Origin of the sequence: Spiribacter onubensis (assembly GCF_040838425.1) — a bacterium.
In the GTDB taxonomy this organism is placed as follows: domain Bacteria; phylum Pseudomonadota; class Gammaproteobacteria; order Nitrococcales; family Nitrococcaceae; genus Spiribacter; species Spiribacter onubensis.
Genome location: NZ_JBAKFI010000005.1, coordinates 154,990 through 175,807, shown reverse-complemented (window position 1 = coordinate 175,807; position 20,818 = coordinate 154,990). Strand labels below are relative to the sequence as shown.

Here is a 20,818-nt window from a genome sequence, read left to right as displayed (position 1 = left end):
ATATCTTGATCAGCATGGATGGCCGCGGCCGGGCCCTCGACAATGTCTTCGTCGAGCGACTGTGGCGGACGCTGAAGTACGAGGACATCGACCTACGAGGCTACGACAGCCCGACGGCCCTGGAGCGAGGGCTCAGCAGTTACATCGACTTCTACAACACAGAGCGGCCACATACCGCGCTTGATCAAAGAACCCCGGCTGAGGTCCACCTCACAGATCAGAGACGCAGACGTAGAAGTGTTAGCATTTCGCCAATTTCTAAAGTGCTAGTTCCCCGACGACTGGCTTGATCGAGCGGTGAATCACCGTTCCTCACCCATGTCAACCATGGTGCCGACGGTGCGCAGGCTCGGCACAGGGCTGGGTCAAACCGGACGTTCTCGGTCGGTCTGCACAAAAGCAAGGAGCAAAGTGCGCGGATGAGTTTGATTCCAACAATTCTATGTGGCGGTGCTGGATCGCGACTTTGGCCGGTCTCTCGAGAGCTTCATCCCAAGCCCTTCATCCGCTTGTCTGATGGGGAAAGCCTGCTTCAGAAAGCGTTTTTGCGCGGCGCCCGGCTTCCAGGTGTTGCCGAGGTGATGACCGTCACGAATCGTGACTTATTTTTCAAGACAGAAGATGAATACCGCGCAGTGGCAGGTGAGATTGGGGGCGCTGTCGCATCCAGCTTCATCCTCGAGCCCTTTGGACGGAACACGGCGGCGGCGATTGCCGCTACGGCGCTTCGGGTGGCCGAAACCCATGGTGACGATGCTGTCATTCTCGTATTGGCGGCAGATCACCTTATATGGGATCAGGATGCCTTCGGTGAAGCTGTCGACGCAGCCACTGAGTTAGCCAGAAACGGCAAACTGGTGACCTTCGGCATTCAGCCGGATGGGCCGGAAACAGGCTACGGCTACATCGAGGCGGAGGGCAGCGAGGTTCGGCGGTTCGTCGAGAAGCCCTCTCTCGAGAAAGCGCGTGAATACCTCGACAGTGGCAACTATTTGTGGAACTCGGGCATGTTCTGCTTCGCCGCTGGCACGATGCTCCGGGAGCTGGAGGCTCATGCACCCGAGGTGCTTACGGCCACCCGACGTTGCGTGGATGGCGCGCGAAAGGCCGAAGGCGACGGTTTTTCCCAGGTGGAATTTGCTCCCGAGGACTTTGATCGGGTGCCGGACGATTCCATTGATTACGCGGTGATGGAAAAGACAAAAAATGCCGCTGTTGTTGCCTGTGATATTGGCTGGAGCGACATCGGCTCTTGGCTTGCCTTGGGCGATCTGTCCGAAGCAGACGGGGACAACAACCGGGTCGAAGGCGAAGCGCTCATTCACGATAGCCATAACTGCTACATCAGAACCGATCAGCGACTGGTCGGAGCCTTGGGCTTGGAAAACCTGATTATCGTGGACACCCCCGATGCCCTTCTCGTGGCCGACAAGCGACGCACGCAGGAGGTCAAGCATCTCTACTCGGAGCTTAAGGGGCTGGGGCACGATGCCCACCGTCTGCATCGCACGGTTCACCGTCCGTGGGGTGCCTACACGGTTCTCGATGAAGGGGAGCGATTCAAGATCAAGCGTATCGAAGTTAAGCCTGGCGGGCAGTTAAGTCTCCAAAAGCACCACCATCGAAGCGAGCACTGGGTCGTGGTCAGCGGCGCGGCCAAAGTCGTGAATGAAACATCGGAGATCGAGTTGCAGACGAATGAATCGACCTATATCCCAGCGGGCCACAAGCACCGACTTGAGAATGTCGGCGTGGTTGATCTGGTGATGATCGAGGTGCAAAGCGGCGAGTATCTCGGAGAGGATGACATTATCCGCTTCGATGATATTTACGGACGATCCTGATATGAGTTTGAGCTGTTTCAAGGCCTACGACATCCGTGGGCAGGTGCCTGCCGAACTCAACGAAGATGTTGCCTATGCGATCGGGTGCGCATTTGCTAAGGAACTGACCCCCGGGACCGTCATTGTCGGTAGAGACATCCGACTCGAAAGTCCAACTCTCGTTAAGGCACTCATGGCTGGGTTGACAGCGGCCGGGGCTAATGTGGTCGATATCGGGTTGTGTGGCACCGAAGAGGTGTACTTCCACACTTTTCACCGCGAATCGGAAGGTGTCGGCGGCGGAGTTATGATCACCGCGAGTCATAACCCGAAGGGTTACAATGGCATGAAGCTCGTTCGTGCTGGAGCTTGTCCCATTTCCGGTGACACCGGGTTGCTGGCCATAAAGGAATCGGCAGAGCGCTTCCACGCCGAGGGCCAAAAGACGCTGGACGCCCCTAACAGGGGTTCGGGTGGCATCACTTTTGCGCCAGACAAGGCGGCCTACATCGAGCATCTGCTTTCCTACGTCGACGCGGCTTCGCTCAAGTCACTGAAGATCGTTGCCAACCCCGGTAACGGCGGTGCCGGCCTGGTCGTAAGACAGCTTGAGCAACACCTACCCCTCGAGTTTGTGGTTATCCAGGAAGAACCCGACGGCAACTTTCCCAACGGCATTCCCAATCCCTTACTGCCGGACAATCGAGCGGCGACCGCCGAGGCCGTTCGCGAACACGGCGCTGATATGGGAATCGCCTGGGACGGCGACTTCGACCGATGTTTCCTATTCGACGAGAACGGCGAGTTTATCGAGGGTTACTACATCGTCGGGCTGCTGGCCGAGGCCTTGCTGCGCAAGCATCCCGGCGAAAAAATTATCCACGACCCGCGTCTGACTTGGAGCACCATCGACATGGTGGAGAGCGCCGGTGGAGTTCCCATCCAGAGCAAGACGGGGCATTCCTTCATCAAGGAGCGTATGCGCGAGGAAAACGCAGTCTATGGCGGCGAAATGAGCGCCCACCACTACTTCCGTGATTTTGCCTATTGCGATAGCGGCATGATCCCCTGGCTTCTGGTAGCCGAGCTTGTCGGCAAGCTTGATCGGGCATTATCCACTTTGGTGCAGGAACGGATGGCGGCATATCCCTGTAGTGGAGAAATCAACTATCGGGTCAAAGACGTGTCTTCGACCCTGGAACGTATTCATTCCCACTTCGCCAAGCTGGGACCCAAGGAAGATCGGACGGATGGCCTGAGTCTGGAATTCGCGGATTGGCGCATGAATCTGCGAGCCTCCAATACCGAGCCGTTGCTTCGCCTCAACGTAGAAGCTCGTGGCGATGCAGCCGAAGTGAAGCGCCGCGTCGCGGAAATCGAATCCCTGATCGAGGTGCAGTGATGCTCGGCATGCTTAAGGGGCTCTGGCAATACCGCCACTTCGTCCTCAGTTCGATTCGCAATGACTTGGTAAGCCGGTTTTCTCGGAGCAAGTTCGGCGGCCTGTGGATGATAATCAACCCACTGGCCCAGGTCGCGATCTATGCGTTGATCCTTTCCAATGTGCTGGCCGCGAAGATTCCCGGCATCGAGGACAAGTATTCCTATGCCATCCACCTGATGGCGGGCCTGCTCGCCTTTATGCTGTTCAGCGAAATTATAAACGGTTGCCTCAACCTCTTCATTTCCCAAGGGAATCTGATGAAGAAGATGAGCTTCCCTCGGATTACCCTTCCAGCCGTTGTGGTGGGTTCAGGGCTCCTGAATAACGCCCTCCTGTTTATCGCGATGGTTGGCGTGTTCCTGCTGCTGGGGCACCAGTTCACCTTCGATATGCTCTGGCTGATCCCCTTGACGCTGCTGCTGGCGGTGTTTGCCTTGGGAATTGGATTGATTGCCGGGGTCATCAATGTCTTTCTCAGGGACGTTGGTCAGGCTCTGCCGATCGTTTTGCAGATGTGGTTCTGGCTCACGCCAATCGTCTATCCCATCACGATCATCCCCGAAGAGCACAGGCACTGGTTCGATCTCAACCCGCTCTACCCAATCGTGGATGCCTATCACCAGGTGCTTCTGTACGGGAAGTCACCGGACGTGAGCGCGCTGTTGGGGGTCAGCATTGCGTCCCTAATCCTGGTGGGGCTGGCACTGTTCGTTTTTCGACGTGCAAGCGAAGAGATGGTGGACGCCCTATGAGCTTGATGAGTGTTCAGGACGTCGGTAAGTCCTTCCGTGTCTATCAGTCCGAGTGGCATCGTTTCGCTCGCTGGTTTGGTATCCCCGTCACGCCAAGCGAAGAGCACTGGGTGCTCCGGCACATTAGCTTCAATATCCAACCGGGCGAGGCCATCGGTATCGTCGGACAAAATGGGGCGGGTAAGAGCACCCTGCTCAAGATGATCACGGGCACCCTTCGGCCGACAGAAGGCTCGATCCATGTCAATGGGCGAATCGGTGCCATTTTAGAGCTGGGTATGGGGTTCAACCCCGAACTGACTGGGCGACAGAACGTCTGGCATGCCGCCGGCTTGATGGGGTTCACACCCGAGCAGATCTCTCAAGCCATGGAAGACATCGAGGCCTTTGCCGAAATCGGCGATTACTTCGACGAGCCGGTGCGCACCTATTCCAGCGGCATGCAGATGCGGGTTGCCTTCTCCGTGGCCACCGCCTATCGGCCCGAAATCCTGATTGTCGACGAGGCCCTCTCCGTCGGCGATACCTATTTTCAACACAAGAGCTTTGATCGCATTCGCGAATTTCAGGATCAGGGCACGACCCTGCTCATCGTTTCCCATGACCGCGGCGCTATCCAAAGCCTCTGTGATCGAGCCTTGCTTATAGAAAAAGGAGGGGTCGTCAAAGATGGCGACCCCGAAGAGGTAATGGATTTTTACAATGCCCTCATTGCGGAAAAGGAAAACAGTACTGTCGAAGTCAGGGAGCTTGACGACGGCAAGATTCAGACTAGCTCGGGTACTGGTGAAGCACGCGTGGAAGAAATCGTCCTGCTGAACAGCAAAGGCGAGGTCTCGGACTATGTGGGTGTCGGTGAAGATGTCGAGCTGATGATCCGGCTTGGGGTTCATCAACCCATCGACAGTCTTGTGCTCGGGTATGGCATCAAGGATCGGCTGGGTCAAGTCATGTACGGCACCAACACATGGCATACAGCGCAGGTCATCAAGAACCCCGAAGTCGGTGAGAAGTATCTTTTTCGCGTCAAGTTTCCGGCCAACCTGGGCGTAGGAAGCTATTCGTTACAAACGGCCTTGGTGGATCGAGACACTCATCTAACCGCCAACTATGAATGGCTTGATCGGGCTCTTGTCTTCAATGTCATCAATATCGACAAGATTACTTTCGCGGGTTGTCTTTGGAATGAGCCGACGATCCACATTGAGAGACAGGTTTAATGAGTTTCGTTTCATACGCACAAAATTTTGAAGACGTGATGCTCTGGCGCGCACTCAAGCACCTTGAGCAGGGTTTCTATATCGACGTTGGTGCCTGGTCATCGGATATCGATTCTGTTACGCGTGCTTTCTACGAAAACGGTTGGCGAGGCATCAACATTGAGCCCAATCCGGAATTTCATCAGCAACTGCAGGCAAGCCGCCCCCGCGATGTCAACCTGAAAGTTGCCATGGGCGATACCGAAGGCACCATGGTCATGAATTTTCTGACCAACCCTGGCCTATCCACCCTCGATGATTCCATTGCCCAACAGCACCAGGCCGCGGGTTGGGAGGCATCGCGCCGGGAGGTGGAAGTCACGACCCTGGCCGCGATCTGGCAAAAGCATGTGCCCGACGGCCAGCTGGTCCATTTTCTGAAAGTCGATGTCGAAGGGTTCGAGGACGCCGTCCTGCGCGGCAACGACTGGGCGCGATACCGCCCTTGGGTGGTCGTTGTCGAAGCCACCCTGCCCATGTCGAAGGTCGAATCTCATTCGGACTGGGAGCCCGCCTTGCTGAAGGCCGGGTACCAATTCGCCTATGCCGACGGCCTCAACCGTTTCTATGTTGCCCAAGAACATGCCGATTTGCTGCCGGCCTTTAAATATCCTCCGAATGTCTTCGACGAATTTGGTCTCGCTGTGCACCAACAGTCCGAGGTGCGGGCACAGCAGGCCGAAGCCAAGGCACACGACGCCAATGTGCGGGCGGCGCAGGCGATAGAAGCAATCAACACCTTGTCCCAAACCGTGGAAACGCAGAACCGGCAATTGCACGAGGTGGCAGAGAAGAAACAAGTTCTCCAGCAACAATTGAACGAAGCCACAACCCACGCCGCCGCCGAACAGGCGCGTTTGGAGCAGCTCACGGCGCAGTTGTCTGAAAAAGATCAGGCTCTGGACGCAAAGCAGTCCGAGTTTGAACATCTGCATGCCCACAGCGAGTGGCTGCAGTATGAATGGGACGCCGCCAAGGCGGAGATCGACGAACTCAACCACTCCTCTCATCACTGGTGGACGGTTGCCGACGGACTGAATCACGAGCTGCAGTCGGTCTATCGCAGCAAATCATGGCGAATCACCTCGCCATTGCGAAAACTAATGCAACTCCTCAAGTGGTTGTTGTGGCTTCCCATTCGAGTGTTTGTCGGCCTGGTGCGATTACCGAAAAGGGCCGCCCGATGGTTTTTGGCAAAAGCCATTGCCGTTGTACTGCGGCGCGAGAGGCTGAAGCATCGCGCGCGGCGATGGCTGTATCAGCATCCGAGGCTGGAGACGCGCCTTCGTGCCTTCGCCCGGGCGCGCGGATTGATTCATGGCCCGATGCCCGTCTCACAACAGCCTACCGAGACTGAGATGGGCGTGAAGGCGCAGGCTATTGTGACGCCGCAAGAGGTTAACGACTCGGCCGGCAATGCCCATCTTGTCGAAACCCTCGCGCCCAGAGCGCGCCAAATCTATGCGGACCTGAAAGCAGCGGTTGAGAAGAAAAAGCAGGAGGCCGCCTGATGCGCATTGTGATCGACATGCAGGGCGCTCAGACCGAAAGCCGTTTTCGCGGCATTGGCCGCTACACCATGGCCTTTGCCCATGCTGTGGTGCGCAACCGAGGTGATCACGAAATCATCCTCGCCGTGAGCGGCCTGTTTCCGGAGACCATCAAGGCCATCCGCGCCGCCTTCGACGGCCTGTTGCCGCAGAAGAATATCCACGTCTGGCATGCGCCGGGGCCGGTGAAGGAAGAACAACCCGGCAACGATGCCCGGCGCGAGGCGGCGGAAGTCATTCGCGAAGCATTTTTGGCCAGCCTCCAGCCCGATGTCATTCATTTCACAAACCTTTTCGAAGGCTATGTGGACGATGCCGTTACGAGCGTTGGCCGATTTGACACTGCAACGCCAGTGAGCGTCATCCTGTATGACCTCATTCCACTGCTGAATCCGGATCACTATCTCAAGCCCAATCCAAGTCATGAGCGGTACTACCTGCGAAAGGTCGAATACCTCAGGAAGGTGGCTCTGCAGCTGGCGATCTCCGAGTTTTCCCGTCAGGAGAGCATAGGCGCTCTCGGAACATCCGACAGTAAAACCATTGCCATATCTACGGCGCTGGATAGCCAATTCCACCCCCAAACCATCAGCGACAAAACCGCCAGTGAACTCTGCACCAAGTTCGGCGCCACCCGGCCCTTCGTTCTTTACACCGGCGGCGCGGATGAGCGCAAGAACCTGCCGCGCCTGATCGAGGCTTACGCCGCGTTGCCCGCCAGCCTGCGTAAGGCCCATCAGTTGCTCTTCGCCGGCAAGATGCCTGAAGGCGATATCGTACGCCTTAAGGGTATTGCGCGGTCCGCCGGCTTGAAGAATGACGAACTCCTGTTTACTGGCTACGTCGTGGACGAGGAACTGGTCCAGCTCTACAACCTCTGCCAACTCTACGTCTTCCCTTCTTGGCATGAGGGTTTCGGTTTGCCGGCGCTTGAGGCTATGGCCTGCGGTGCGCCTGTCATTGGCGCCAACACCGCTAGCCTGCCGGAGGTGATCGGCTTCGATGAGGCGCTCTTCGACCCTTTCGATGTCGAGGCTATTACCGCCAAACTTGCGCAGGCCTTGGAAGACGAGGCATATCGCAACCACCTGCGCGAACACGGACTGCATCGGGCGAAGAAGTTTTCCTGGGATGACACCGCAAAGCGAGCGATTGCGGCGTGGGAGAGGTTGCCGTCAGAAATATATGAAGAAAGAAGCTCATGGCGTCAAATTAGAGAGAAACTTGAAAGCAAATATCGACGATTTATTGACAGCATCGCGTCGAACATCTCAGAGCAACACGGTGATGCAGACGAACTCCTTCGTCGGATGGCACTATGCCTGGAGAGAAATGAGCAAGAAATTGATCGTTATCTGAGGCCGACCCGACTTCCCGAGAAAATTACTTGGCGCATCGAAGGACCATTCGACAGTAGCTACAGCTTGGCCTTGGTCAACCGCGAGGCTGCCCGTGCCTTAGCTACGTTGGGGCACCGCGTTGTATTGCACTCCACTGAGGGTCCAGGCGATTTCCCACCGAACGAAAAGTTCCTGTCCGAGAATCCCGATCTCGCCGCGATGCATCGTTTATCGTCCGATGTTGCGCCGATTGATGCCGACATCGTCAGCAGAAATCTTTATCCGCCGCGCATCGAAGACATGCAAGCCCGTTTCAACTTTCTGCATGCTTATGGATGGGAAGAGTCCGGTTTCCCTCTGGATTGGGTTGACTCCTTTAATTTTTCGTTGCAGGGCATGACTGTCATGTCAGAGCATGTGCGCAAGATCATGATCGATCATGGGGTAACAGTGCCGATCTCCGTTAGTTCACTCGGTTTTGACCACTGGTTAAGGGTCAAGCCGGACGACAACTATACGCTCAAAGCCAAATCCTTTAGGTTTCTCCATGTTTCTTCCTGCTTCCCGCGCAAAGGGGCGGATGTCATGCTGCGAGCCTACGGGAAGGCATTCCGCGCCAGCGATGATGTGACCTTGGTTATCAAAACATTTCCGAACCCCCACAACGAGATCCACCAATGGCTGAAAGACGCCCGAGCGGATAATGCAGAGTATCCACATGTTATCGTTCTGGAGGACGATTACACGGATGCGCAATTAAAGTCGCTATACAGCCAATGCCATGCCTTGGTTGCACCTAGCCGCGCCGAGGGGTTTGGCCTGCCCATGGCCGAGGCTATGCTGTCGGGTTTGGCCGTGATTACCACGGGATGGAGCGGGCAGACAGATTTTTGCACGCCAGAAACAGGTTGGTTGATCGACTACTCATATGCCCGCGCGAACACACACTTCGGCCTCTCAGCTTCGGTCTGGGCGGAGCCAGACGAAAATCACCTTGCGGCTCTCATGAAGGAGGTCTTCCTCGCGCCTTCTGATGTGCGTCATGCGCGCATCGCTGCGGGCCAGCGGCTTTTAAATAAGAATTTTAAGTGGTCGCATTCTGCACAGCGCATGATTAAGGCGGCACATTCTTTCTCCCAAAGGGTAGAGACGAAAGAGCCTCGTATTGGCTGGGTTTCAACTTGGAATACGCGCTGCGGTATTGCGGCTTATTCTGAGCATCTCATAAGTAATATGCCGGCAGACGTCACCGTTCTGGCAGCACATGGTAAATCAAGAATAGGTGAAGACGGTTCGAATGTTTCTCGTTGCTGGTCCGCAGGCGAACACGATGATTTAATGGGGTTGGTGTCTACGATTGAAAAGTACGAACTGGATACCTTGGTGATCCAATTCAACTACGGATTTTTCAATTTGGAAACGTTCGGGGAGTTCTTGACTAATCAGCTTCTGTCGAATCGTACTGTGGTTGTGACTATGCACGCCACGATCGATCCAGTTCAAATGCCTCACAAAAAGCTATCTTTGTTAGCGCCTGCTTTGTCCCGTTGTCAAAGAGTGTTGGTTCATTCGCCCAACGACATGAATCGACTCAAGCAATTGGGGTTGGTCGAGAATGTCACTTTGTTTCCCCATGGGATTATCGACTATACCCCGTCTTTGACGACCTCATTTGATAATAATCGTCCTTTTGTGGTGGCATCCTATGGGTTTTTCTTGCCCCATAAAGGCTTGCTTGAGCTAATTGATGCTGTGGCCATGTTGCATAGTCGGGGGATCAATATTCGATTAAATATGGTGAATGCAGTCTATCCAGCGTCCGAATCGGCCAAGACTCTACGGCAGGCAATAAGAAAAATAGAAACGGCAGGCATGCAAGAGGTTGTGTCTCTTTGCACAGAGTTTCTGAGCGACTCTGAAAGCCTGGAGAAGTTGGCCGGGGCTGATTTGATTGTGTTTCCCTACCAGAAAACGGGTGAGTCTTCCAGTGCGGCCGTGCGTTATGGTTTGGCCAGCCGTCGCCCCGTCGCGGTAACACCTCTGAATATCTTTGAGGATGTTGAAAAGGCCGTTCATTTTTTACCTGGAAAGTCCCCAGAGTCCATTGCTGACGGAATAGGTGCTTTGATGGCGCAAATAATTGATAGCAGTGAGCTGTTGCGGAATAAAGAGAAGAGTGCTGAACGCTGGCGGGGTGAGTGTGGTTATCAAAAAATCGCAAACCGTTTGTACGGGATGCTCACCGGATTAAGGCATGATTAACCTCCTTGGTTTGGAGTACGTGAGTCGTAAGAAGATAGAGTTTGCCCAACACAAGTTGCTCATCATTGTGCGGGATATTCCCGTGTTCCGTGAAGTGGCGGGTGATCACGCGTATTACTTCGATGGCAAAGGTTCGGAAGATCTTGTGGTCACTATCAAGAAGTGGCTCGCACTCTATGATAAAAGGGAAAGTATCCTACTTCAGAAAAATGCCCTTGCTCACTTGGGGAGAGTGCGCTGTCCAGCTTTTGAGCCTCTTGATCGGGGGTTGCCAACACAGTGCGACAATGGGCACCGAAATGGGTTTCAAAAGGGAGTGTAATCTTACGCATTAAGCTTAGGATACAAAATCGCCTTAATACACGATTCCTACAAAAAAGCAATCCAGAGGGAAATGCAATGAAAAACGCAATCATCACCGGCATCACGGGCCAAGATGGGGCGTATTTGGCTGAACTTCTGCTGAAGAAAGGTTATACGGTGTATGGGGCCTTTCGCCGCACCAGTTCTGTCAATTTCTGGCGTATTGAAGCGCTCGGGATCCAAAGTCATCCGAACCTGAAACTGGTCGAGTACGATCTGACTGATATTGGGTCCGCTATCCGGCTCTTGCAAGAGAGCGAAGCGAACGAGGTTTATAACCTTGCTGCCCAGAGTTTTGTTGGCGTTTCGTTCGATCAGCCCATAACGACTTCGGAGATTACCGGGCTGGGTGCCTTGAATCTACTCGAGGCGATCCGGATCGTAAATCCGCGCACTCGCTACTACCAGGCGTCGACATCCGAGATGTTCGGGAAGGTTCAAGAGGTGCCGCAGACAGAACAGACCCCGTTCTATCCGCGGAGCCCGTACGGCGTGGCGAAACTGTATGCGCACTGGATGACGGTGAATTACCGGGAAAGCTACGACATCTTTGGGTCGAGCGGCATCCTGTTCAATCACGAGTCTCCGCTCCGTGGCCGTGAATTCGTGACGAGAAAGATCACGGATGGTGTGGCCCGTATCAAGCTTGGGAGGCTTGATGTGCTTGAACTTGGGAATATGGATGCGAAACGTGATTGGGGTTTTGCCAAGGAGTACGTCGAGGGCATGTGGCGGATGTTGCAAGCGCACAAGCCCGATACCTACGTTCTTGCAACCAACCGCACTGAGACGGTGCGCGACTTCGTAACGATGGCCTTCAAGGCGGTCGATATCGACATTGATTGGCAGGGCTCGGACGAGAACGAGCGCGGTATCGACAAAAACACATGTAAGACCGTCGTGGCGGTCAACCCGAAATTTTATCGTCCGGCGGAAGTTGAACTGCTGATCGGCAACCCGGAGAAAGCAAAAACGGAGCTCGGCTGGGAGCCGCGCACCTCACTAGAGGAACTTTGCCGCATGATGGTCGAGGCTGACATGGAACGGGTGGAATATGACCGTTCTTTCTGACAAGCCTAGGGCATTGATAACAGGAATTAATGGCTTCACGGGCCGGCATCTTGCGGCCAGGCTTCTCAGTGAGGGTTATGACGTTGTCGGGCTCGCGCAGTCTGACTCGGAGAATTCGGATAACGTTTACGGTTGTGATTTGCTTGATGCCGAGCACCTCAGGATGGTCGTTGATGAGGCTCAACCGGACGTGGTTGCCCACTTGGCCGCGATCTCGTTCGTGGCGCACAGCGATGTCGAGAGCATCTATCGGACCAATGTGGTTGGCACCCGGAATCTGTTGGCGGCACTGGCGGCCAGTCGTCACCAGCCAGCGTCGGTTCTTTTGGCGAGCAGCGCTAACGTCTACGGAAACGCTCGGGTCGACGCCATTGATGAATCAGTACCTTTCAACCCGGCCAACGACTATGCCGTGAGCAAGGTGGCGATGGAGTACATGGCACGCCAATGGATGAGCGACCTGCCGATCGTGATCACCCGTCCGTTCAATTACACGGGGGTTGGCCAGGCCGACCGTTTTCTCCTTCCCAAGATCGTCAAGCATTTCAAGGAAGGTAAAGAGGCGATCGAACTGGGAAACCTCGACGTGGCTCGAGACTTCTCGGACGTTCGGACGGTGGTGGATGCCTATGCGCGATTACTGGAGGCGTCCCCATCGGACGAAGCCTTCAATATCTGCTCCGGTGAGGCGACGAGCCTCAAGCAAGTCATCCAGTTGATGGAGGATATCTCGGGCTACGAGATTGATGTTCGTGTGAATCCGGCGTTTGTTAGGGCAAGCGAAGTCAAACGCCTATGTGGATCAAATGCGAAGCTGGTCGAAGCGGTCGGAGCCATAGAACCAATCTCGCTCAAGGACACGTTGCAGCGGATGTACCGCTACTAGTTTGGTTCGGCCCTGGTAGGAAGCGTTCAGTCGGCTTTACTTGCCGGCTTTAATTTTTTGTTCGGTTGGGCCTGTTTGATTCCGGGCGGTAGCTTTTCAGATTTAGCGGCTTGCGCCGCGCGTTAATAAATCTTTGGCTGCGGACTAAACAACTAAACGAGGCCGTGGTGGACTCACCAATCCCCGGGCCAAGTGCAGGCAAAACTTTGATGGACCAAGGAGTCCGCAGAATGAAACTGATAATCCAGATCCCTTGCTTCAACGAAGCCGAAACACTTGGTATTGCACTGGACGCATTGCCACGACATGTGGAGGGTTTCGATGCGGTCGAGAGACTGATCATCGACGATGGCAGCTCCGACGGGACCGCCGATGTGGCCAAGGCACATGGTGTGGATCACATCGTTCGGCACACCCGGAACCAGGGCCTGGCTCGCGGATTCATGAATGGGCTGGATGCCTGTCTGCGTCATGGGGCGGACGTGATTGTCAACACGGATGCCGATAACCAATACAACGCCGATGATATTCCGGCCCTGACAGCCCCGGTGGTTTCAGGTGAGGCCGACATCGTCGTTGGCGCCCGACCCGTCGAGACCATCGAGCATTTCTCCCCGGTCAAGAAGTTGTTGCAAAAGCTGGGCAGCGGGGTCGTTCGGGTCGCCAGCAAGACCGACGTGCCGGACGCCCCCAGTGGCTTTCGGGCGATGAGTCGAGCCGCGGCCCAACAACTAATGGTGTTCAACGATTACACCTACACCCTCGAGACCATCATCCAGGCGGGCCAGAAGAACATGGCCATAACTTCGGTCCCGGTGCGCGTGAACGAAGATCTCCGGCCGTCGAGGTTGTTCAAGAGCATGTCGAGCTACATTCGGCGCTCGATCTTCACCATCATCCGTATATTCGTCGTTTATCGCCCGTTTCGCTTCTTCGGCACCATCGGCCTGACGATGTTTTTTCTGGGTTTCCTAGTGGGGCTTCGGTACCTGTGGTTCCTGGTCACCGGGGAAGGTGAAGGCCATGTGCAGTCGCTAATACTGAGTTCTCTGCTGATTGGCATGGGATTCCAGACCATTCTTGTGGCGTTTCTTGCCGACTTGCTGGCAGCTAATCGCAAGTTGCTGGAGGAAAATCGACGATATCTTGTGTCCAGTCGCGATGAGCATGGGGCGGGCCACACCGTGAAGAAGGGGGAAAAAAAGTGAGAATCGCCGGCGGAAAAGAGGAAGAAGGCGTTGTCATTGGCAACACTTATGACAAGTACGGTTCGAAGAACTTCTTGGTGCGTCGAATCATGCGTGGATTCGATGACTCGTTGACGCAACTGGTAGAGAAAGCTGATCCGAAAAGCATTCATGAAGTGGGCTGTGGCGAAGGATACTGGAGCACACGTTGGGCCCGGGAAGGCTATCCGGTCCGTGGAACGGATTTTTCTCATGCCGTCATCGACATGGCCCGAGAGCATGCGGGCGCCAAAGGCCTTGACCAAGAGATCTTTACGGTCAGGAGTATCTATGATCTGGTGCCACAGGAGGACGGCGCGGATTTGCTGGTGTGCTGTGAGGTACTGGAGCACCTTGAGGAACCGGAAAGGGCCCTCGAGGTATTGGAGCAGGTCGTACGAAATCGGATCATACTCAGCGTGCCGCGCGAGCCGCTGTGGCGAGCTCTAAATGTCGCCAGGGGACATTACCTCGCAGACATGGGGAACACACCGGGGCATCTTCAGCATTGGAGTAAGAAGAGCTTTCTGAATTTTGTTTCCTCCCGCTTCGAAATCGAGGAGGTGCGTAGTCCTCTGCCTTGGACCATGATCCTCGCCAGAAAGCGAACATGACTGCGATTGTTACGGCGGCGCGGGCGCGAGGCTATCGAAACGCTTTCCCCGTCCCGGGGGAAATTTAACCGTGCTTTCAGGTCGTCTTGCGCGCTTGCTTCGGTCAGAGCGTGCCAAGCGGGTGTTGCGCCTGCTGGGGGGGCTGGCTGGGCTCGCCGGAGTGGGGTTTGTCGCGTTTGCAATCTACCGAGAGTTGGGACGCGACGAGTTCTCCGATCTCGGTTACGGGGATTTCGCCATCCTGCTCCCACTGGTTTTGGCATACGCTGCAACCAACCTCCTACTCGCAGCCGCATGGTGGTGGCTGCTGAAAGCTCAGGGCCAAGTAATTCCATTTGCGTCCAGCGTCCGAATATACGGCGTTTCGCAAATGGCGAAATACGTCCCGGGCAACGTCGTGCATCTGGCCGGTCGACAGGCATTGGCGGTATCCAGTGGGCTGGCTGGCATAGCGGTTGCCAAGAGCATGGCCTGGGAAATGCTGGCGCTGGCGGTTGGCGCACTGACGTTCTCGCTGCTTCTTCTGCCCCTCTGGATCGACCTGCCCGTGGCAATGGTGGAAGTCGCGTTCGTCATCTCATTGCTGGCGGCATCGGTTGCCTTCAGCCGCTTGGTATCCCCGCATTTCAAACCTGTCTTATGGCTGCATGCCACCTTCCTTGCCGTGTCCGGACTGATCTTCTGGTTTCTGGTGATGTCACTGTCCCCGGAATCACTCAGCCACGGAGTACATGTCGTCGCCGCCGGTTTTGTTATCGCGTGGTTGATTGGCTTTGTCACCCCCGGCGCACCGGCCGGCCTGGGCGTGCGCGAACTGGTTCTATTGGGGTTGTTCTCCTCTAGCGTTGATGCCCAGGCAATCCTGGTGGCGGTCGTGATGAGCCGGATCGTAACCGGCCTCGGAGACTTAATTTTCTATTTGCTGACCGTGAGGAAGGGCGTTGATGGACAGTGAGCGTGAGCAACTGCTCGACAAGTCAAGTATGAGACTCCTAATTCTGTTTCCGGGGCTGATGATCACCTGGATTCTGCTGGGTGCCATCCCGGGGATCTCCCTACCAACAGCCGGTCAGGCAGTCTGGACCATCGGTTTTGCGCAATCGATGGCAGGAAACCCCACCTGGCTGTGGGCGACGCATATCGGCAACCCGGAACCAGCGGCAATCTCATTTGGCTTGTCCGGTGCATTCCTGACCAGCCTGTTTATCCGCGCGGGGCTGAATCCAATTGATGCCTATGCACTCATGGCACTGGTCTGGTACTCGGTTGCCTACCTGGGGGCTTACGGCCTTTCTCGGATGCTTGGCGCAGGAACGGTTTTATCCGCCGTTCTGGGCCTGCTCTGGATGTTGTTGCCGGTCGTTCATTTCCATGTGGGTTATTCCATGCTCAGCATTGGGATCGCCCTGATCCCATTTTATTTCTTCACCACATTGAAAATGGTGGGATGGGCAGCTCCGAGGAACCCGAATTATTCCGGTGTCTGGGCGGCTGTATTTCCATTCGTTGTTGTGCTGGCGGCGTTCATGGATGGCTACACTTTCGTGTTCTTTGCGGTGGGTGCGTCCATCATGCTGGGTTGGCTGATCCTTCAGCGCGAATTGCCCTTTGGTCTCGCGCTAAAAAAGGTCTTACCATTGCATTTCGTCAGCTTTGCAATCGGCTATTTGCTGTATGTTCTATATATTGGGAAGAGTGGTTTTGAAGGCGCGTCGCTGGACTTCTTCCGCGGCTGGGGAGCTGACCTACTTTACTTTCTGTTGCCCACTCAGGGCATGGTGTGGTTTTGGGATGTAGTTGGGCTGAGTGTTGCACGGCCCCCGAGTGAACATTTCGGGGATAGCTCGGTATGGAGTTCTCCTTACGCGTTGCCGCTCGTCGTTTTTGGATTAGCGGGCTGGTATCTCTGGAAAAGGCGGAACACGGGAGCAACAGCGACCGCATTCCTGCTGATTGCCATTGTCGGCACCTACATGTCCCTCGGGCCGTCATTCAAGGTTGATGCGACAAAACCGGACCCCGCCTTGCCGTCGGTGCAGGCAGAAGAGTACGCCGGCCTTCCCACCGGCACGGGGGTGCTTTCGGCCAATCTGCCTGGTTTTGAGAACATGCGTGCCAGTTATCGTTGGATCGCTTTGGGTTTGTTCGGTTTCTGGGCTCTTACGGTGCTAGGCCTTACCTCGCTTTCCCGGAATAACGTTGTCCTGAAATTTGCCCTATCCGCCACCCTGCTGGTTCTGGTGGCGCCGAACATCTTCGCGAAATGGGAACAAAACCAAAACCACCGGCTCGTGTTGGAGCGCCTTCACGCCGAGGTCATCACGCCGGCAGGGGAATACCTAGCGCCGGGAGAGCGAGTGGCGTTCATGCCTTGGGGCAACGATTTCCTCGTGAACTGGATTGCTTCCGACCTTAGGATAAGTGCCTATAACATCGGCGGGGACAAGAATCTCGCTCACGCAAGAAGCAGTTGGCCGGAGACCCTTCAAGCGTTCCCGCAAGGCAAGATTGATGAGGGTTTTGCGGAGCGGGCGGTCCTGGCCCTTGCTAGGGATGAGGTGGATGTCCTTGTTTTGCCATTCGTGGACATGTTGTGGGCGGCTCATGCCTGGCCAAGCACATACAGTCTTGAAGATGAGGTCCGTCGAGCGGCCGAACGTTTGGGCGCGGCGGGCGATCTGAATGTAGTCATTGGAGAACATTTGGCCTACGTCCGGCCGGCGGATGCGCAGTTGAATGCCTCCGAGCGGGCACGGATGGAGAGCCGGGTTCTGGATAGGTTGGCATGGAAATGTCCGGAGAAAACCATGTACTTGGCGAACGAGTTGCCGAGCATTATTGGTCACGAGGAAGGCGATAGTTTGGTGGCGGAGCAGGGCGACGGGAAAGGATTCCTGTCGTTCGGGCCCTACCTCCGTTTGCCTCCCGGTCAGCACACTGCCTACATCCTCTATCGTGCACATGCTGCGAAACATGTCGAGATCGGATATATCGATGTGGTCAGTGATTCGGGAAGAAATAAGTTTATTGTCGAGTCGGTTGGTGGTTCAGCAGGAAAGGATGCGGTGATTCGTGTTGATTTTGAGTTGAAGGAAGTGACAGAGCGTGTGGAGGTTCGATTTTTCAGCTATGGGGTAGCGCCCGTCTCACTGAGGTCTTTAAACATCGAGTGTGACCAGCTAAATGCGAAAAATAACTGAAACCGGGAGCTTGTTTTTCTTATGAAGTTATCTCCGATTTAGAAAGCGGGGCCGAGAATTTCCTCGAATGGAATTCTGAATTCGTTAAACCGTTTTGGTTTGTGCGCGTTGTTCTGTTAAAAAATTATTAAATGGTCGGCAAGGAAATCAGCTAGTGCGTGTCGGATTTGGTAGCACGGTATTGGCGCGAGGCGTGAGCTCAGGCGGGATTGACGGCATCGGTTCATATACCCGGGAGTTGGGGCAGGCGCTGATAGACGAGGATCAGGCGGATATCAATCCGGTGCGTTTTGGTTCCGCGTGTGCGGATGAAGTGTTTGTCGGCTCGAACGAGTCAATTTGTTTGGGAAGGTTTGCTCCTAGGGCTGCCATCGCCACAGTCACCGGGTTGCCGTTTACGGGCAATGCCCGCTTCCGTGAACGAATTGATATCTTCCACTCGACGGATCATTTGGTACCACGTCTTGCGGGCATCCCGTTGGTAGCGACCGTAATGGATGCGGTGCCGCTTTCTCACCCCCACTGGATCAATCAGCGTCTTCGAGCACTCAAGGCGTGGTTGTGGCGAAGGACGACCCGTTGGGCGGATCATGTGATCACCATATCCGACTTCTCGAAGGAACAGATCATCGAGCACTTTGGAATCGAGGGCTCCAATATCAGCGTCACCCCCCTAGGGGTGAGTTCGCGACATTTTGCGCGCCTCGATGACACCAAACGTCGGGAAGTCCTGACTCGCTATGGACTTCCTGGCCGCTTCTTTCTGTTCGTCGGCACCCTGCAACCCCGAAAAAACCTGGAACGTGTTATCGAGGCTCACCGGAGCCTTCCGGAATCGATGCAGACCGAATGCCCTCTGATCGTCGTTGGGCGAGCCGGCTGGCAATGTGACGAATTGATCGGGACATTGCGGCATCTTGAATTGGCGGGCAAGGCGCGTTGGTTGCAATATCTGTCCGGTCATGAGGTGCAGGCACTGATGCAAAGCGCTGAGGCTCTGGTATTCCCTTCACTTTACGAGGGATTTGGTCTGCCAGTGGTCGAGGCGTTTGCCAATCGACTGCCGGTGATAACCTCAAACACCACCGCATTGCCCGAGGTGGCTGGTGACGCCGCTCTGTTGGTTGATCCGGAATCTGCCGAAGAGATCGGCTTTTCCATGCAGCGCCTTGTGGAGGATCAGGAGCTGGCTCAAACGCTTCGCGAGCGTGGTGTGGAACGCGCCCGGGAGTTGAGTTGGAGGGCGTGCGCCGAGCGGACGAGCCGCATATACGCGGAAGTGGCGGGGTGATGGCATGAAAGTGCTACACGCTATCGAGTCTACTTCCCGGACGCTCCGGGAGGCATCCAGGAGGTCATCCGCCAGATTGCCTTGGCCTGCGAGCCGCTAGGCGTTGAGAGTCGGATATTCGCCCTGTCTTCCGATCCAGACCCGGCGCATATTGAGTCGGCCCTGAACAATGCTCAACCTGCTGATTATGCGACATAAATGGGTGCTTTTCGCTCGCAGTGATTGCAAGAAACTGGGATAATATGGGCAGTTTCCTTGCAATATCGGATGGGTTTTTGATGCGCCATCGACCGTCGCCGAGTGATGAGCAACATAACCACAGCGATGATCTCTTCCGGGCCCGTCTGGATCAGATCATCCGGTCGGATCATCCACTGGTCCGGCTTGCGGATGCGATGCCCTGGGAGAGCATCGTTGAGCAGGTCGCCGATCTGCTGCCGCCGACGCCGGAGGGCGCGGGGCGCGCCTCACTGCCGGTTCGGATGATGGTGGGGCTGCTGTACCTGAAGTACGCCTACAACTTCTCCGATGATCAGGTCTTGGAGCGCTGGTTGGAGTTGCCGTACATGCAGTACTTCACCGGTGAGGTTTACTGTCAGCATGAGCTGCCATGCGATCCCTCATCGCTCACGCGCTGGCGCAATCGATTGGACGAAGCAGGGGCGGAAGAGCTGCTCGCCCAGACCATCGAGGCGGCGAAGACACTGAAGGCTATCCGGCCCCGCGAGCTGCGGGTGGTCTCCATCGACACCACGGTGCAGGAGAAGAACGTCGCCCATCCCACCGACAGCCGTTTGTTGGAGGTGGCCCGGTCAAAGCTTGCTGAGCGTGCGGCCGAGGCCGGCATCAAGCTGCGCCAGAGCTACGCGCGTACAGGCCCGCGGCTCAACCGCCAGGCCGGGCGCTATGCCCACGCCCGGCAATACAAACGGATGCGCCGGGTGATCAAACGCCAGCGCACCATCGTTGGACGGCTGCTGCGCGACATTGACCGCAAGGCCACCCCAGACCAGATGGCTCAGCTTGCCGAGACCATGCACCGCGCCCGGCGCCTGAAAGAGCAGAAGACCAAGAGCAAGAACAAGCTCTATGCCTTCCGCGCGCCTGAGGTCGAGTGCATCAGCGAGGGCAAGGCCCGCCAGCCCTATGAGTTTGGCGTGGAGGCGAGCTTCGCAGTGACTGCTCAGAAAGGCTTGATCGTGGGTGCCCGCTCGTTCCCGGGCAACCCCTACGATGGCGACACCCTCGCTGAGCAGCTCGAGCAGACGGCGATCCTCACCGGTACGCCAGTGAAAACCGCCTTGGTGGATCTGGGCTACCGTGGTAGGGAAGTTGACGGCATCCGCATCCTCCACCGCGGCAAGCCAAAGCGCATGAGCAAGGCCGAGAAGCGGCTGCTCAAGCGCCGTCAGGCGGTGGAGCCGAGCATCGGCCATCTGAAGGCCGACCATCGCATGCGCCGGAACTTCCTCAAAGGTGCCCTGGGCGATGCCATGAACCCGATCCTCGCCGCTGCCGGGTTCAACATCCGATGGCTGATGCGGTGGCTGGTGATTTTTTGGCGCCGGATATTATTTGCCGTTCTGCGACTGCTGGATCAGGGTGGCACTGATGCCCAATCAAATACCGCGCCAGCGGCGGCATAACCGAATGTTCAGGGACGACTAACGAAGGACCACGGTGGCCGCCTCACATCAACCGATTTACACCATTTCCGGGGACGCTACCGAAGATTAC

General features: G+C 55.9%; 16 protein-coding genes. All 16 read left to right on the top strand.

All coding sequences use genetic code 11. The annotated features are described in order from the left end of the window. Nucleotides 1-290, top strand: a 290-nt coding sequence (locus V6X63_RS09905) for an integrase core domain-containing protein (RefSeq protein ID WP_367978788.1), incomplete at its 5' end; no start/stop codon positions are given. A gap of 129 nt (nt 291-419) precedes the next feature. Beyond that, nucleotides 420-1,844: a mannose-1-phosphate guanylyltransferase/mannose-6-phosphate isomerase gene (locus V6X63_RS09900; protein WP_367978787.1), complete on the top strand. Its 1,425-nt coding sequence runs from the start codon at nt 420-422 to the stop codon at nt 1,842-1,844. A 1-nt stretch (nt 1,845) separates the two neighbouring features. Further along, entirely contained in the window at nt 1,846-3,225 is a 1,380-nt protein-coding gene (locus V6X63_RS09895) for a phosphohexomutase domain-containing protein (RefSeq protein ID WP_367978790.1), read from the top strand. Continuing rightward, nucleotides 3,225-4,019: an ABC transporter permease gene (locus V6X63_RS09890; protein WP_367978786.1), complete on the top strand. Its 795-nt coding sequence runs from the start codon at nt 3,225-3,227 to the stop codon at nt 4,017-4,019. The genes V6X63_RS09895 and V6X63_RS09890 overlap by 1 nt, the downstream gene beginning before the upstream one ends. A 5-nt stretch (nt 4,020-4,024) precedes the next feature. Then, on the top strand, nt 4,025-5,239 hold the full coding sequence (locus tag V6X63_RS09885; RefSeq protein WP_367978785.1) for an ABC transporter ATP-binding protein: 1,215 nt from the start codon (nt 4,025-4,027) through the stop codon (nt 5,237-5,239). After that, nucleotides 5,239-6,789 (top strand): FkbM family methyltransferase, encoded by a 1,551-nt coding sequence (locus tag V6X63_RS09880; protein WP_367978784.1) that lies wholly within the window; start codon nt 5,239-5,241, stop codon nt 6,787-6,789. Before V6X63_RS09885 ends, V6X63_RS09880 begins: the two co-directional genes overlap by 1 nt. Further along, nucleotides 6,789-10,430 carry a glycosyltransferase gene (locus tag V6X63_RS09875; protein WP_367978783.1) on the top strand — a complete coding sequence of 1,214 codons (3,642 nt, stop codon included), beginning with the start codon at nt 6,789-6,791 and terminating at the stop codon, nt 10,428-10,430. Before V6X63_RS09880 ends, V6X63_RS09875 begins: the two co-directional genes overlap by 1 nt. Next, nucleotides 10,423-10,752: a hypothetical protein gene (locus tag V6X63_RS09870; RefSeq protein ID WP_367978782.1), complete on the top strand. Its 330-nt coding sequence runs from the start codon at nt 10,423-10,425 to the stop codon at nt 10,750-10,752. Before V6X63_RS09875 ends, V6X63_RS09870 begins: the two co-directional genes overlap by 8 nt. Before the next feature lie 77 nt (nt 10,753-10,829). Beyond that, nucleotides 10,830-11,864: a GDP-mannose 4,6-dehydratase gene (gene gmd / locus V6X63_RS09865; RefSeq protein ID WP_367978781.1), complete on the top strand. Its 1,035-nt coding sequence runs from the start codon at nt 10,830-10,832 to the stop codon at nt 11,862-11,864. Then, nucleotides 11,848-12,750: a GDP-mannose 4,6-dehydratase gene (locus V6X63_RS09860; protein ID WP_367978780.1), complete on the top strand. Its 903-nt coding sequence runs from the start codon at nt 11,848-11,850 to the stop codon at nt 12,748-12,750. Before gmd ends, V6X63_RS09860 begins: the two co-directional genes overlap by 17 nt. Before the next feature lie 230 nt (nt 12,751-12,980). Beyond that, entirely contained in the window at nt 12,981-13,958 is a 978-nt protein-coding gene (locus tag V6X63_RS09855) for a glycosyltransferase family 2 protein (protein ID WP_367978779.1), read from the top strand. After that, nucleotides 13,955-14,590 carry a class I SAM-dependent methyltransferase gene (locus tag V6X63_RS09850; protein WP_367978778.1) on the top strand — a complete coding sequence of 212 codons (636 nt, stop codon included), beginning with the start codon at nt 13,955-13,957 and terminating at the stop codon, nt 14,588-14,590. The genes V6X63_RS09855 and V6X63_RS09850 overlap by 4 nt, the downstream gene beginning before the upstream one ends. 121 nt (nt 14,591-14,711) lie before the next feature. Then, on the top strand, nt 14,712-15,545 hold the full coding sequence (locus V6X63_RS09845; RefSeq protein WP_367978777.1) for a hypothetical protein: 834 nt from the start codon (nt 14,712-14,714) through the stop codon (nt 15,543-15,545). Next, the gene (locus V6X63_RS09840) at nt 15,535-17,790 is read left to right on the top strand and encodes a hypothetical protein (RefSeq protein ID WP_367978776.1); all 2,256 of its coding nucleotides are present in this window, start codon (nt 15,535-15,537) and stop codon (nt 17,788-17,790) included. The genes V6X63_RS09845 and V6X63_RS09840 overlap by 11 nt, the downstream gene beginning before the upstream one ends. Before the next feature lie 154 nt (nt 17,791-17,944). Next, a complete protein-coding gene (locus V6X63_RS09835) occupies nt 17,945-19,081 on the top strand; it encodes a glycosyltransferase family 4 protein (protein ID WP_367978775.1) in 1,137 nt (378 codons plus the stop codon). Between the two features lie 278 nt (nt 19,082-19,359). Next, a complete protein-coding gene (locus tag V6X63_RS09830) occupies nt 19,360-20,727 on the top strand; it encodes an IS5 family transposase (protein ID WP_408022308.1) in 1,368 nt (455 codons plus the stop codon). Nucleotides 20,728-20,818 lie beyond the last annotated feature (91 nt).

Coding starts and splice junctions, on each gene's coding strand:
- V6X63_RS09900 (WP_367978787.1), top strand. CDS start 420: ATGAGTTTGATTCCAACAATTCTATGTGGCGGTGCTGGATCGCGACTT.
- V6X63_RS09895 (WP_367978790.1), top strand. CDS start 1,846: ATGAGTTTGAGCTGTTTCAAGGCCTACGACATCCGTGGGCAGGTGCCT.
- V6X63_RS09890 (WP_367978786.1), top strand. CDS start 3,225: ATGCTCGGCATGCTTAAGGGGCTCTGGCAATACCGCCACTTCGTCCTC.
- V6X63_RS09885 (WP_367978785.1), top strand. CDS start 4,025: ATGAGTGTTCAGGACGTCGGTAAGTCCTTCCGTGTCTATCAGTCCGAG.
- V6X63_RS09880 (WP_367978784.1), top strand. CDS start 5,239: ATGAGTTTCGTTTCATACGCACAAAATTTTGAAGACGTGATGCTCTGG.
- V6X63_RS09875 (WP_367978783.1), top strand. CDS start 6,789: ATGCGCATTGTGATCGACATGCAGGGCGCTCAGACCGAAAGCCGTTTT.
- V6X63_RS09870 (WP_367978782.1), top strand. CDS start 10,423: ATGATTAACCTCCTTGGTTTGGAGTACGTGAGTCGTAAGAAGATAGAG.
- gmd (WP_367978781.1), top strand. CDS start 10,830: ATGAAAAACGCAATCATCACCGGCATCACGGGCCAAGATGGGGCGTAT.
- V6X63_RS09860 (WP_367978780.1), top strand. CDS start 11,848: ATGACCGTTCTTTCTGACAAGCCTAGGGCATTGATAACAGGAATTAAT.
- V6X63_RS09855 (WP_367978779.1), top strand. CDS start 12,981: ATGAAACTGATAATCCAGATCCCTTGCTTCAACGAAGCCGAAACACTT.
- V6X63_RS09840 (WP_367978776.1), top strand. CDS start 15,535: ATGGACAGTGAGCGTGAGCAACTGCTCGACAAGTCAAGTATGAGACTC.
- V6X63_RS09830 (WP_408022308.1), top strand. CDS start 19,360: ATGCGCCATCGACCGTCGCCGAGTGATGAGCAACATAACCACAGCGAT.